Raw genomic sequence first — 13,604 nt, 5'->3', positions numbered from 1 at the left:
AAATGCCTAAGACTAATGGCTGCATTGCCGCCAATGGACAATTGACGCCTACTGGAACAAAACGGCGGTGGCATTAAGCGGGAGGAGATGTCATGCACGAGCATACGGTGCGCACCCACAAATCATCGGAAAACCTGAAACGCGAAGACCAGCTGGCCTGGAAGATCGCCACTGTTGCGGCCGATCCCGTAGCGCTTGATGACGATGTGGTGGAGATGATCGGCAACCGGATCATCGACAATGCCGCCGTGGCCGCCGCCTCCATCGCCCGCCGCCCGGCGATCAGCGCAAGGGCGCAGGCAACCGCTCATCCGTTTATCCCCGGCGCAACGATCTTCGGTCTTGCCGCCGACACCCGGTTTTCGCCGGAATGGGCGGCCTGGGCCAATGGCGTGGCGGTGCGCGAGCTTGATTATCACGACACGTTTCTGGCCGCCGACTATTCCCACCCCGGCGACAATATCCCGCCGGTTCTGGCTGTTGCCCAGCATTGCGGGCTCTCCGGCGAGGCCCTGGTGCGCGGCATTGCCACCGGCTATGAAATCCAGGTCGATCTGGTCAAGGGCATTTGCCTGCACGAACACAAGATCGACCATATCGCCCATCTGGGGCCGTCGGCGGCCGCCGGCATCGGCACCGCGCTCGGGCTTGAGACCGAGACCATCTATCAGGCCGTGCAGCAGGCGCTGCATGTGACGACCACGACCCGGCAATCGCGCAAGGGCGAGATTTCGAGCTGGAAGGCCTATGCCCCGGCCTTTGCCGGCAAGATGGCGGTCGAGGCCGTCGACCGGGTGATGCGCGGCGAAGGCGCACCCTCTCCGGCCTGGGAGGGCGAGGACGGCTTTATCGCCTACCTTCTTTCCGGCCCGGGCGCCGAATATATCGTGCCGCTGCCGGAACAGGGCGAGGCCAAGCGCGCCATCATGGACACCTACACCAAGGAGCATTCGGCCGAGTATCAAAGCCAGGCGCTGATCGACCTTGCCCGCCGCATGGGCCCGAAGATCGGCGATCTCACAAAGGTGAAATCAATCCTGATCGAGACCAGCCACCACACCCATTATGTGATCGGCACCGGCGCCAATGACCCGCAGAAGATGGACCCGGACGCCAGCCGCGAAACGCTCGACCATTCGATCATGTATATCTTCGCCGTCGCACTTGAGGACGGCGGCTGGCACCATGAGCGCTCCTATGCGCCAGAGCGCGCCAGACGGCCCGAGACCGTGGCGCTGTGGCACAAGATCACCACGGCGGAAAACCCGGAATGGACACGGCGCTATCACAGTCACGACCCGGCGGAAAAGGCCTTCGGCGGCCATGTGATCGTCACCATGGAGGACGGCCGGATCATCGAGGATCAGTTGGCCGTCGCCGATGCCCATCCGCTGGGAAGCCGCCCGTTTGCCCGGCCCGACTATGTGAAAAAGTTCCGGATGCTGGCCGACGGGGTGATTGCGGCAGACGAACAGGACCGGTTTCTGGCAACCGTCGAGCGGCTGATGTCGCTTGCGCCCGACGACCTTGCCGGGCTGAATTTCACCGTGTCGCCGGACAGGCTGGGGGCACCGGCAAGGACGGGCATATTCGACTGGAGATGAGACAGATGCCGCCTATCCGGCCTTGAGGAGGGCGGGATCGGCGGCGCGTGATCGGGAGGAGAGATCATGACGCAAGCAAGGAAACCGAAGAAATCCGTGGCGCTTTCGGGCGTTGTCGCCGGCAATACCGCGCTGTGTTCGGTCGGCCAGAGCGGCAACGACCTGCATTATCGCGGCTACGATATTCTCGACATTGCCGACACCTGCGACTTCGAGGAAATCGCCTATCTGCTGGTCTATGGCACGCTGCCGACCGGGGCCGCCCTTGCCGCCTACAAGGAAAAGCTTGCCGCGCTTCGCGGCCTGCCTGCTGCCGTGCGCGGCGCGCTGGAAGAACTGCCCGCCGCCACCCATCCGATGGACGTGATGCGCACCGGCGCTTCGGTGCTGGGCTGCGTGTTGCCGGAGGCTGACGACCACAACAAGGCCGGCGCCCGCGACATTGCCGACCGGCTGATGGCCTCGCTGGGCTCGATGCTGCTCTACTGGTATCACTTCTCCCATAACGGCAGGCGGATCGATGTGGAGACCGATGACAGTTCCATCGGCGGGCATTTCCTGCACCTGCTGCACGGCAAGCCGCCCGGTGAAAGCCATGTCAGGGCGATGCATACCTCGCTCATTCTTTACGCCGAGCATGAATTCAACGCCTCGACCTTCACCGCCCGTTCGATCACCGGCACCGGCACCGATTTCTATTCCGCCGTCTGCGGCGCGATCGGCGCGCTGCGCGGGCCGAAACATGGCGGAGCCAACGAATTCGCCTTCGAGATCCAGAAACGCTACGACACGCCGGAAGAGGCCGATGCCGATATCCGCGAGCGGGTGGCGCAAAAACAGGTGATCATCGGCTTCGGCCATCCGGTCTATACGGTCGCCGACCCGCGCCACAAGGTGATCAAACAGGTCGCGCACAAGCTCTCCGAAGAGGCCGGCGCGATGAAGATGTTCGACATCGCCGACCAGATCGAGACCACCATGGCCGATGCGCGCAGCATGTTTCCCAATCTCGACTGGTTCTCGGCCGTCTCCTACCACATGATGGGCGTGCCGACGGCGATGTTTACGCCGCTGTTCGTGATTGCCCGCATGGCGGGTTGGGCGGCCCATATCATCGAGCAGCGCGAGGACGGCAAGATCATCCGCCCCGCCGCCAATTACATCGGCCCCGACAATCGCCCCTTCGTGCCGATGGCAGACCGCAACTGACAGGATATCTCCCATGCCCTATCTGATTTCCGCAGACCTTCCGCAAGAACCCGCCGGGCTTCGCCTGCGCCGACAGGTGGAAGCGGGCGGCATCGTCACCATGCCCGGCGTGCACAACGGCATGGCCGCCTTGCAGGCGAAGAAGGCCGGCTTCGATGCGCTTTACCTTTCCGGCGCGGCGATGACGGCCTCCATGGGCCTTCCCGATCTTGGCATGATCACGGTCGACGAGGTCGCCTTCTTCATCCGCCAGATTGCCCGCGCCAGCGGCCTGCCGCTCCTGGTCGACGGTGACACCGGCTATGGCGAGGCGCTGAACGTGATGCATATGGTGCGCACCTTCGAGGATGCAGGGGCAGCCGGCGTGCACATCGAGGACCAGTTGCTGCCGAAGAAATGCGGCCATCTCAACGACAAGAAGCTTGCCGACCCGCATGACATGGCCGCCAAGATCGCCGCCGCGGCGAAAGCACGCCGCCACCTCTACATCGTCGCCCGCACCGATGCGGCCGCCAGCGAGGGGATTGATGGCGCCGTGGCGCGCGCAAAACTGTTCATGGAAGCCGGCGCCGATGCGATCTTCCCCGAGGCGCTGAATACGGTCGACATGTTCCGCGAATTCGCCGCCCGCATGGAGGGCGTGCCGCTGCTGGCCAACATGACCGAATTCGGCCGCACGCCTTATATGACGGCATCCGAGTTCGAGGCCATGGGCTACCGCATGGTGATCTTCCCGGTGTCCTCGCTCAGGGTCGCCAACAAGGCGCAGGAGCGGCTTTATGCAACGCTGAAACAGACTGGCTCCACCAAGGCCATGCTGGACGACATGCAGACCCGCGCCGAGCTTTACGAGACCATCGACCTTGCGGCCTACGAATCCCTCGACGCCTCGATCGTGGCCACGGTTTTGCCGACGCTGGACAAGGGATAGACAGAGCTACCAGCTCTTCAGTGCCCTTAATTCGGGGGTCTTCTTGAACATGTGCTCGTCCATGCGGGCGAGCAGCGTGTCGAGGGTGGAAACGCCCTCGCCGACGGCATCGCCCTTGTTCAGCATCACGCATTCGGCGCGCACGCCCATTGCCGCATCGGTCATTTCGCCGCGCGAGGGAACGCCGGTCTTGACCAGATTTTCGAGAACCTGCGTCGCCCAGATCACCGGCACGCCGGCCGCCTCGCAGATCCAAAGAATTTCCTCCTGCATTTCCGCCAGTCGCTCGAAGCCGATTTCGGCGGCCAGATCGCCGCGGGCGATCATCACGGCAAATTCGCGACGGCCTGCGGCACGCGCAATCAGGGCCGGCAGGTTTTTCACCGCCTCCGGCCGCTCGATCTTGGCCACAACGCCAAGCCCCGGACTGGCATTGCCCCCTGCCCCCAGTTCCCGATCCAGCAGATCGAGGTCTTCGGGCCGCGAGACGAAGGAATAGCCGACCATATCGGCGCATTCGATCACGGTGGAAATGTCGCCCTCATCCTTGGCCGTCAGCGGCGAAAGGCCGAGCGCGGTATCGGGCAGGTTCAGCCCCTTTTCCGGTTTCAGCCGCGCGCCCTTGGCCTTTGCCCGCTCGACCCGGATGATTGCCATGCCGTCGGCGACCTCCGTCACCACGGTCTGCAGCTTGCCGTCATCATACAAAACCCGGTCGCCAACCTTGAGCCGGGTCACCATTTCCGGCAACGACACGCTGACGCAAAAGCGGATATCGTCAAAGAGAGACGGCTCGCCCGAAGCGATCAGGCGGATACGATCGCCGACATTGGCCTTCAGTTTCGTCTCGGCAAGCGCGACCTTTTCCGTGCGGATCTTCGGCCCGGCAATGTCCATCAGCACCGCAATCCGCCGGCCGGCGGCATCGCCTGCCGCGCGCACATTGTTTGCCATCGCCCGCCACGCATCCGGCTCGTCATGGGCGCAGTTGATGCGGGCGATGTCCATGCCGCGACGCACGAGATCGGCAACGAATGCGGGATCGTCGGCGGCCTGCGTGGCCAGCGTGACCATGATGCGGCTGCGGCGATGCACCGGCGGCGGACCGAACATCAGATCGGTTGCCTGTTCCAGCCGTTCTTCGCCGGCGAAAAAATCCTCCACGGACGGCAACGGCACGGCACTTTGGCGGCCCGCGCGCGCGGCCAAAGCCACGAGCACGGCATCAAGCGTGGGCAGAACGCGGCTTTCCAGCCGCCCGAGCGAGGACAGGCCATGGCGCATCAGCGCACGCTGGAGCGGGCGCACATCGTGGTGTCGCAGCGCGAGATAATGCGCCAGATTGACGACGCCCGGCAGCGATGCCGCCTCCGGCCCAAAACCCTGCAGGATGGCGCGCGCCTCGTTTGTGACCAGTTCACGAAGGCTTTCCACCCGTTCCGTCAGCCCCCAGACATCATCGATTTCGGCAAAATGCTCGAAGGCAACCATCGCGTCTTCCTCCCGTTGCGGCCTCAGATATCAGATAGACCGATTTTCACGACCTTTCCATGACACCGCCCGCCAACGCCTCGCTTGCGCGCACCGGACCGGCGAGGCTATGGAAGGGACAACCGGTTTTCCGGACCCGATAATGGCAAGGCAGGAGTGCTAACAGATGCATGGCGAATACAAGGTGCCCGGCGGCAAGCTGGTGGTGGCCGATCTCGAAGTGCGTGACGACAAGCTGACCAATGTGCAGATCGCCGGCGATTTCTTCCTCGAACCGCCCGAGGCGCTGGCCGATCTCTGCGCGGCACTGGAAGGCCTGCCTGCCGACAGCTCGGCGGAAACCATGGTCGCAGCGCTGAAGGCGAAACTGCGGCCGGATGCGGCCCTCATCGGCTTCAGCGTCGAATCGATCGCAATCGCCGTGCGCCGGGCACTCGGCGCGGCCAAGACCTGGCGCGATTTCGAATGGGAAATCATCGATACCGGCGGTGAGACGCCGACCATGCATCTTGCCATCGACGATGTTCTGGCGCGCGCCGTCGCCGAAGGCCGGCGCGCGCCGACGCTGCGTTTCTGGGAATGGGAGCGGCCGGCGATCATCATCGGCTCGTTCCAGTCGCTGAAAAACGAGGTCGATCTGGAAGCCACCGAACGGCTCGGCGTCGAGATCGTGCGCCGGGTAACGGGCGGCGGCGCGATGTTCGTCGAGCCCGGCACCGCGATCACCTATTCGCTCTATGCCCCGGGCGAACTGGTCGACGGCATGAGCTTTGCCGACAGCTATGCCTTTCTCGACAACTGGGTGCTGAAGGCGCTGAACGATCTGGGTGTCGATGCCTTCTACAAGCCGCTCAACGATATTTCGAGCTCGAAGGGCAAGATCGGCGGCGCGGCGCAGAAGCGCTATGGCGGCGGCACCGTGCTGCATCACGTGACCATGGCCTATGACATGGATGCAGCCAAGATGATGCAGGTGCTGAGAATCGGCCGCGAAAAACTGTCCGACAAGGGCACCAAAAGTGCTGCCAAACGCGTCGACCCCGTGCGCAGCCAGACCGGCCTTGACCGCCGCGCGGTGATCGACCGGATGAAGGCCACCTTCACGGAGCTGAACGGCGGCCGGGAAGGCACGGTAACGCCGGAGGAATACAAGGCCGCCGAGGCGCTTGCGGCGGAGAAATTCGCAACGCCCGAATGGCTGGCCTCGATCCCGTAAGGCGAGCACAATGCGCGGCCACTTCCTCGGATGCGATATCGGCGGCACGGCTTCCCGCTTTGCCGTCGTCGATGAGGCGGGGGCGCTGGTTCGGCGCGGAAGCGCACCCGGCGCAAGTGCACTTCTCGGAACACCGGAAGACCGGGCGCGGCTTGAAGCGGCATTTACCCGCATTGGCGCAAGCCTGCCGGGGCCAATCCATGCCGCCGCTATCGGGCTTTCGGGCTATGATCCGGGGGCTTTTGACGCGATTTCCGCAATCATCGGCACGTCGACCGGCATCGCGACGGACCGCCTGACCCTGCTTGACGATATCGAACTGGCTTTCCGCGTGCTGTTTTCGCCCGGCGAAGGCCATCTGGTTTCAGCCGGCACCGGGGCAATCGCCACCCATATCAACGCGTCCGGCACGCGGCTTCGCATCGGCGGGCGCGGGCTGATGATCGACGATGCGGGTTCGGGCGGCTGGATTGCGCTTTGCGCCCTGCGCGCGCTCTACCGCAAGCTGGATGAAGACGGCGCCTATGGCGATATGGCCCCACTTGCCACAGCACTTTTCGAGGCGGTCGGCAGCGATGAATGGGCGGTGGTCAAGCGTCTCGTCTATGGCGGCGGCCGGGGAAAGATCGGTGCGCTTTCTCTGGCCGTCGCAAAAGCCGCAGACGCCGGCGACCGGTTTTCGCAACGTCTGCTCAACGATGCCGGCTACGAACTGGCCCGGCTCGGCAACATTATGATTGCGCGGGCGGGCAATCTTCCGGTGGCCTTTACCGGCGGCGTGCTGACGCTCTCGCCCGCAATCGGAAGGGCGATTGCCGAAAACCTGTCCGGCACAGCGCTTTTTCCCGCGCTCGATACGGCAGAGGGTGCGGCGCAACTGGCCCGCGATGGCTTTCAGCGCCAGTCGGTATAGGCGTGGCTTTCGCCCTGATAATCCTCGACCCGATAGTCTCCCGGCTCGACTTCTTCCAGATAGACCGGCCCGATGGGCACCTTGCCGTGGCCGCCGGGAATATCGAGCACATAGGTCGGCAGGCAAAGCCCCGATACCCGGCCGCGCAGCGCCCGCATGATCGCCTGGCCGCGCGCAATCGGCACGGCGAAATGGCTGACACCCTTGGCATGATCGAGATGATGCAGGTAGTAGGGTTTGACCCGGTTGGTCAAAAGCGCGCGGAACAGGGCCGCAAGCGTCTCGGCATCATCATTGACGCCCTTCAGCAGAACCGTCTGTGCAAAAAGCGGGATGCCGTTATCGGCCAGCCGCGCCAGTCCCGCTTTCACCGCATCCGTCAGTTCGCGGGCATGATTGACGTGGATGACGATGTTGACGGTTTTCTGCGCGCGTTTCAGTGCCGTGATCAGCCCGTCGGTGATCCGTTCCGGCGAGACGAGCGGCGCGCGGGTGTGAAAACGGATAACGCCGACATGGGCGACCTCGCCGAGCGCTTCCATCAGCGCCGCAAGCCGCCGGTCCGACAGCACTAGCGGATCGCCGCCCGACAGGATGACCTCGAATATCTCCTCATGCGCGCGGATATAATCAAGCGCGGTTTCAAGCTCGGCACGATCCAGCGCGGCGTCGGGGCTGCCGACCGTCTCCCGGCGGAAACAGAAGCGGCAATAGACCTGACATGTATGGGTGGGTTTCAAAAGCAGGCGGTCGGGATAGCGGTGGGTGATTCCCTTTTCGCGCTCGAACACCTGATCGCCGATCGGGTCTTCGCTTTCGTCGTCGTGATGGTCAAGTTCGCGGGCATCGGGCACATATTGGGTGCGCAGCGGATCGCCCGCCTCTGCGCCTTCAAGCGCATCGAGCACATGGGCGGGAATGCGGATGCGGAAATTCTCCTCCACGGCCTGAAGACGCGCATGCTCCTCGGGGCGCACCAGGGCATGGTCCACCAGCCCGCGCGCATTCACAACCGCTTTCGCACCATTCTTCGTCATCTCTGCCCGTTCTGCCGCTTTCCGGCCCGCAGCCGGCCTCCGTTCCGCCTTCTACGCCATCCGCCGGTCAAGTCAAAGGGTGGGATCCTCAGCTGAAAACCGCAGGCAGGACAGGCGTGGCAGAGGAGGAAACCTCAACCGTCCCAGCCGATGACATCCAGTTCCGGCCACAGCGTCTGCCAGCGCTCCGCCTTGTTCTCATAGACCTCGCGCGAGGCCTGTGTCTTGTTAGGCCGCACCGTGGCGCTCATCAGGTCGTCAAAGCCAAAGGGCGCATCCCATTGCCAGCCGTCGGCAACCGGCCTGATGCCGATCGACGTGGCCGTTGCCGGAAAGGTGGTGATTGCGTCGGAAACGCTGTCATACGATTCGATCCCGTAACCGAAGCGCTCGGCGTACCACAGATGCACGCGCGCCTGATTCTTGACGTCGATCCACGCGGGCACGCTTTCAAACAGGGCCCGCACCCGCGCGGCCTGCCGCGCCTCGCCGCGTTCTGAAAGGTCGCCGGGATCGAAATAGACGATGTCGATATCGGCGATGCCGTGTCCCGGATCGTAACCGAAACGCCGGTTCCACACTGTCTGCGCCAGTGCGCCGGCCACCAGCCAGCAGTCGGGCAGGCCGATCCGGTCGAAATTTTCCAGAATGGGTGAAATCAGCGGGCTTGCGGTCAAGGCGGACACAAGCCGCGCACAGTGGTCGTCCATCGATGTCCTCTTAAAGGCCCGGATACCCCGGAGCCGGCCTTTAAAAAATCGGCATAAAATCTGACGATTGCAAGTGCACAAGTCATGCGAAAGCGATTTTTCCTGATCTTACATTGCCGGGAAAATGACGGCGATCAAGGCGGCTTTGCGCTGCTGTAAAATGACCAAAAAGCAATTGAAATAAAAACACAAATTCCCACACATAGCCCTTGAAAAGGCCGCATTCCGGACCTTTCATTAAGGTGTGACCGGCAGCGCCCGTCGGCGCGTCCGATCATCCTGCCCACAGCTTTTTTTGCGGCAAAGATTGGAGGCTCACAATGATCTCAACAACCATTTTTCCCGGACGTTATGTCCAGGGTTCCGATGCAATCGGCCAGCTCAATACGGAAATCGCCCGTCTCGGCAATTTCGCATTTGCGATCGTCGACAAGGGCGTGATGGCGCTGGTGCGCGATACCGTCAAAACCGATGACAAGGCGAAAATCGCCGTGGAAGCGTTCAACGGCGAATGCTCGGATGAGGAAATCGAACGCATTGGCAAGCGCGTGGCCGCGGAAGGGGCCAATGTCATTGCCGGGATCGGCGGCGGCAAGGCGCTCGACACCGCCAAGGCCGTCGCCCACGCCGCCGGCCTGCCGGTGGTGATCGTGCCGACGCTGGCCTCGACAGATGCGCCCTGCAGCGCGCTTTCGGTGATCTATACCGCTGAAGGGGCGTTCAAACGCTATCTGGTGCACCATCTCGTCATTTAACCCGAAAAAATCAGTTAACATCTTGAATGGAAACGATTTTTCGTAGTTCAAACGGCTTCCTCCCCGGCTGTACTTCAGTGGCTCTGCGAAGGCCAATCGCAGCACTGTTTGCTTCACGATAAAGCTTCCATTTTTGTATATATTCCAAGGACTTGATAGAAATTTCAGCGAGAGTTCAATCATTTCCTCCAGCCGTCCTTTCGGCGGCAGCATTTTGGAAGCCCTTTCGCTTAAAACGATCTTCTCACGCTCCAACTTCGTGATCCGTGCTTCATATGCAGCAATGACTGTCGGATTTGTCGTCTCCACGATTCGGTCCAACAGGTTTTCCATCTGGTCTTCCGTATGGCCAATTTGGCTTTGAAGCTCGTCTTTCCGTGCTTTGGCCTGTGCAAGGCGCATATCCCAAGCATCGCGCATCATTGCTGTCACGAGCTGGAACAATTGCCGGTTCGGCTGCAAGGTTCGCAAAACGTCAGAAAACGCCTTTTCCATTTCAGCACGCGGGACAGATTTCCCGTGAGAGGCGCACCCCTTGGTCTTGCACCGATAATAAGCATAGTGGTTTCGGCAGCCCTTGGACCACGCGGCGGTCATCGGCTCGCCGCAGTCATCGCACAGGACAAAGCCGCGTAAGGGGAAATCCTCGCTGAAATCTTTCCGCGCCGCCGGGCGTTTTTTTCCATCAAGGTGGTCGAGGATGCGCTGATGGGTTTCAAAGGAAATCAGCCCTTCGTGCTGCCCCTTGTGCAGACCAATGTTCCACTTCGGGGCTTCCACATATCCCGCGTACACAACTTTACGCAGGAGCCGGGAGACCGTCATCGGACGCAAGGCTCCATCCTTCTTGTCTTTCGGAAAGAAAGGATCGCGTTCCAAATAGCGCTGCACTTCCGCCTGAGACGCAAACCGCCCGGAGGCATAGCCTTCAAGCACCTCACGAATGAGGGACGCCAAAGGCTCGTCCGGCACCAGCACTTTGCCGCCACTTTGGCTTGAAGAGACGTATTTATATCCCACCGGCGCGCGAAATACCCAAAAGCCGCTTTCGACCCGCGATCGCATTTTCTGAACAACCTGTCTGCGGTTTTGTTCCCGCTCCAATTGGCCTTGCGCTGCGATAACGGTTTCGATGAATATCCCTTCGGGCGTATCTTCAAGCTTGAAGTTCAAGCATTCGACATGCGCCCCGCGCGCGGCAAATTCTCGGCGCAGCTTGATATGAAATTCCGTATCACGTGCAAAGCGCTTGAGATCATCAAAGATCACAACATAGCGTTTGCCTTTTTGCGCATCGAGATAAGCAAGCATGGCCCGCATACCGGGCCGCTGCATGAAATCACCGCCGCCAGACGCATCGTCGGGGAAAACCATCTCGACAGGATAGCCGCGTTCTTGCGCATAGGCGCGGCAACGCTGCTCTTGGCTATCAAGCCCGCTACCCTCCAAGCGCTGCCTCGTGGTGGACACCCGGCAGTAAATCAGCGCCGTGGGTGGGTGCATATCGTTTTTAAGAATTTGATTCATTTTCTCCTCCTTATCTACAGGTTGTTCGGCTCATCGCCGGACGCTGTATTGGCAAATGTTTTCGTAATGTTGTTTGCTGAAGTGGCTTTATTATCCGCTTTTGACTGCGGCGATTCAATAAGATTTTCAGTATCTTCCCCGCAAACCTGCTGCATCGGGTGAATGCCGAAGCCGAGATCGACAAAGCCCAGCATGATGCTCCACAGCATCGACAGAAACGCCTGTTTCTGCGCCTCGCTCATGTCGCTTTCATCAAGGAAATGCTGATAGCGGTCGAAATCAATCTCGATATGATTGCGGGATTGACTGCCTTGTGCGGCTTTACCCCGGAAGGCAAGGCCAAGGTCAATTGCGGTTTTATCTTTGCCGGTGGTCATCGCGCCATCCTCCACTTCGTGCTGCCCGTATGGTTGGTGCCGTTCCCGCGCTCAGCCGCAAGGCTGGCTGCGGGGCGGTTTCGATCTGGTCCGGGCGGCGTGTCCGTCACGTGAGAAGACTGGCCGCTGATTATTCCCATGATTCTATCCATGGATGAATCATGGTTTTTCTTGTACACCTTTAGTTTAGCATCCTTTGGGACAGGTTTGCAAAAAAGGTAAGGGAATCCGCTATGTTGCAAGTGGTGGATCATCATTGTCTCCTTATCTTTCTTGGGTCGCATCACGCGCGCGTCTCCCGCGCGCCGTCTCAAAATCTTGCCGTCCTTTACGGGCCCGCTCGCGCCAGTTCTGGCGCAGGGCATCAATGACGGCTTTGTGCGCGGCATCGCTCTCGCGCTTTGCAGCGGCGCGCAGAGCCTCGCTTGGGGCCGGGTGTTCCAAGGCCGGGAGTTTGGGCTTTTGCGCAGCCAGCCACTCAAGGCTTTCCTTGGTGCGAATGCCGCGCTCGGCAATCTTTTTCGGATCAGGCAGGTTCTCCCGCCGCCATGTGCTGCGGGGAGACGCCGCGCTCTCAAAACTGCGCTTTGCCACCGTCTTTGCTCCTTGTGCTTCACGGCTTCGTTCCAGTGCTCATCAAACCTTGGGCCGGTATCCGTCGATGAAGGCCCATTCGCCGTGCCGGTATTGCGGGAAGTCACGGTAGCGCCCCGGAACAGGTTCGCGGATAACGCGCCGCTTGCGCGCGCCCAGCCATGTGTGCAGCCGCACCGCGCCCATATCCCGGTCAAAATACGGATTGGGAAAGAACCGGCCAGCGTATTGAGATTGCGTGTAATACGGCACCTTGTCCGCCATGAAGGGGCGCAGGCCATAGCCGGAGGCAAAGACCAGAGCCTTATCCGCTGGCATGGACAGGATTTCATCGGCGCTCATTAAGGGCCGGGCTATTTTGCGCTGATGGGTTTCTTCGACGTCCAGTCCGCGCAAGGCAATGCCCGCCTTGATCGGGTCCAGCTTGCCCGTCAGCGCCGCGTGCAGGGTTTCCTGCCGTGCCCGCGTGCCCCGCGCATTGGTCAGCGTGTCGTCCAGATGCAGCGTTTGCTGGCCGAGCTTGCGGCTGAGATGCTGGGCTGTGCTCAGGTCCGACACCCCGCCACCAAGATAGATTTCTATATCGGCACTGGCCGAAAGCGTCATCGCGCCGGTTTCACCGAGATTGGCGCGGGGCTGGCCGACATCCTGATAGACGCAGGTCGGGCACAGCCCAAAACCCCGGCCAATCACATAAAACTCTGCCACCTCCGGGAAGCGGCCCAGCTGCGCGGCCTCGTCAATCACAAGATCGACCGTGGGCGCGCCGGGGCTCCTCTGCTTGATCGTGCGCAGCGTCGAGAAGAATTGCCGGATCACCGGCGCATTCTGCCCGATCAGCTCGGCGGGCATGATCAGGAACACATAGACCGGACGGGTCTCATCTTCCGTCAGCACATCCAGCGTAAAGTCAGCCTCTGCCGTTCCGGTGAAGGTGTTTTGCAAGGCCGGGTCATTCATAAAGGCCAGCGCGTTGGTGATTTCGGCCATGATGGAATCATAGGTGCGGCGGCTTTCGGCGGCCATTTCCCGCATTTCGGCAGTGGTGATCGCCAGATCGGGTTCACCCAGCGCGGCCATATGGACGGACATCTCGGCCCATGCCTCCGGTGCGGCGCGGATCATGCCTACCAGTTCAAACAGGCTGTCAACGGCGGTGTAAAAACCGGCCGCGGGGCGGAGCAAAAGTCGGCCACTTTGGACGCAGGCATGAGGGCCGCGGGAGGGCGTAGCCCGAGCG

General features: G+C 61.5%; 12 protein-coding genes and 1 pseudogene. 6 read left to right on the top strand and 7 right to left on the bottom strand.

Annotated elements, in window-relative coordinates:
* Positions 1 to 92: 92 nt before the first annotated feature.
* The 3 genes from ABID12_RS10245 (at position 93) to prpB (ending at position 3,744) form a co-directional block, all read left to right on the top strand.
* Complete coding sequence (locus ABID12_RS10245) at positions 93 to 1,604, top strand: MmgE/PrpD family protein (RefSeq protein WP_354434130.1); 1,512 nt, start codon at positions 93 to 95, stop codon at positions 1,602 to 1,604.
* Between the two features lie 66 nt (positions 1,605 to 1,670).
* Complete coding sequence (gene prpC, locus ABID12_RS10240) at positions 1,671 to 2,813, top strand: bifunctional 2-methylcitrate synthase/citrate synthase (RefSeq protein ID WP_354434129.1); 1,143 nt, start codon at positions 1,671 to 1,673, stop codon at positions 2,811 to 2,813.
* A 13-nt stretch (positions 2,814 to 2,826) separates the two neighbouring features.
* Positions 2,827 to 3,744: a methylisocitrate lyase gene (gene prpB, locus ABID12_RS10235; protein WP_319517972.1), complete on the top strand. Its 918-nt coding sequence runs from the start codon at positions 2,827 to 2,829 to the stop codon at positions 3,742 to 3,744.
* Between the two features lie 6 nt (positions 3,745 to 3,750).
* Here the strand turns inward: prpB and ABID12_RS10230 are convergent, their stop codons facing one another.
* Complete coding sequence (locus ABID12_RS10230; protein ID WP_354434128.1) at positions 3,751 to 5,235, bottom strand: pyruvate kinase; 1,485 nt, start codon at positions 5,233 to 5,235, stop codon at positions 3,751 to 3,753.
* A gap of 166 nt (positions 5,236 to 5,401) precedes the next feature.
* Here ABID12_RS10230 and lplAB point away from each other — a divergent pair, with 166 nt between their 5' ends.
* The gene (gene lplAB, locus ABID12_RS10225) at positions 5,402 to 6,451 is read left to right on the top strand and encodes a lipoate-protein ligase LplAB (protein WP_354434127.1); all 1,050 of its coding nucleotides are present in this window, start codon (positions 5,402 to 5,404) and stop codon (positions 6,449 to 6,451) included.
* A gap of 10 nt (positions 6,452 to 6,461) precedes the next feature.
* On the top strand, positions 6,462 to 7,364 hold the full coding sequence (locus ABID12_RS10220; protein WP_354434126.1) for an N-acetylglucosamine kinase: 903 nt from the start codon (positions 6,462 to 6,464) through the stop codon (positions 7,362 to 7,364).
* On the opposite strand, the gene ABID12_RS10215 is transcribed toward ABID12_RS10220, so the two are convergent.
* Both ABID12_RS10215 and ABID12_RS10210 read right to left on the bottom strand, forming a co-directional pair.
* A complete protein-coding gene (locus ABID12_RS10215; protein ID WP_354434125.1) occupies positions 7,346 to 8,401 on the bottom strand; it encodes a lysine-2,3-aminomutase-like protein in 1,056 nt (351 codons plus the stop codon). The genes ABID12_RS10220 and ABID12_RS10215 overlap by 19 nt on opposite strands.
* A 134-nt stretch (positions 8,402 to 8,535) precedes the next feature.
* On the bottom strand, positions 8,536 to 9,111 hold the full coding sequence (locus tag ABID12_RS10210; protein WP_354434124.1) for a nucleotidyltransferase family protein: 576 nt from the start codon (positions 9,109 to 9,111) through the stop codon (positions 8,536 to 8,538).
* Between the two features lie 320 nt (positions 9,112 to 9,431).
* Between ABID12_RS10210 and ABID12_RS10205 the strand changes: the two genes are divergently transcribed.
* Positions 9,432 to 9,866: an iron-containing alcohol dehydrogenase gene (locus ABID12_RS10205; protein ID WP_354434285.1), complete on the top strand. Its 435-nt coding sequence runs from the start codon at positions 9,432 to 9,434 to the stop codon at positions 9,864 to 9,866.
* Between the two features lie 477 nt (positions 9,867 to 10,343).
* Here ABID12_RS10205 and ABID12_RS10200 read toward each other — a convergent pair.
* The 4 genes and pseudogenes from ABID12_RS10200 to ABID12_RS10185 form a co-directional block, all read right to left on the bottom strand.
* Positions 10,344 to 11,369: pseudogene (locus tag ABID12_RS10200) on the bottom strand (recombinase family protein); the annotation flags it as partial.
* Between the two features lie 38 nt (positions 11,370 to 11,407).
* Positions 11,408 to 11,770, bottom strand: a complete 363-nt coding sequence (locus tag ABID12_RS10195) for a hypothetical protein (protein ID WP_354434123.1) — start codon at positions 11,768 to 11,770, stop codon at positions 11,408 to 11,410.
* 264 nt (positions 11,771 to 12,034) lie between these two features.
* Positions 12,035 to 12,364: a hypothetical protein gene (locus ABID12_RS10190; protein WP_354434122.1), complete on the bottom strand. Its 330-nt coding sequence runs from the start codon at positions 12,362 to 12,364 to the stop codon at positions 12,035 to 12,037.
* A gap of 42 nt (positions 12,365 to 12,406) precedes the next feature.
* A complete protein-coding gene (locus tag ABID12_RS10185) occupies positions 12,407 to 13,549 on the bottom strand; it encodes a type IV secretory system conjugative DNA transfer family protein (protein WP_354434121.1) in 1,143 nt (380 codons plus the stop codon).
* Positions 13,550 to 13,604: the final 55 nt, after the last annotated feature.

This window comes from Martelella mangrovi (assembly GCF_040545495.1).
GTDB classification, from domain to species: Bacteria; Pseudomonadota; Alphaproteobacteria; order Rhizobiales; family Rhizobiaceae; genus Martelella; species Martelella mangrovi.
This window is presented reverse-complemented; position numbering and strand designations above follow the sequence as displayed.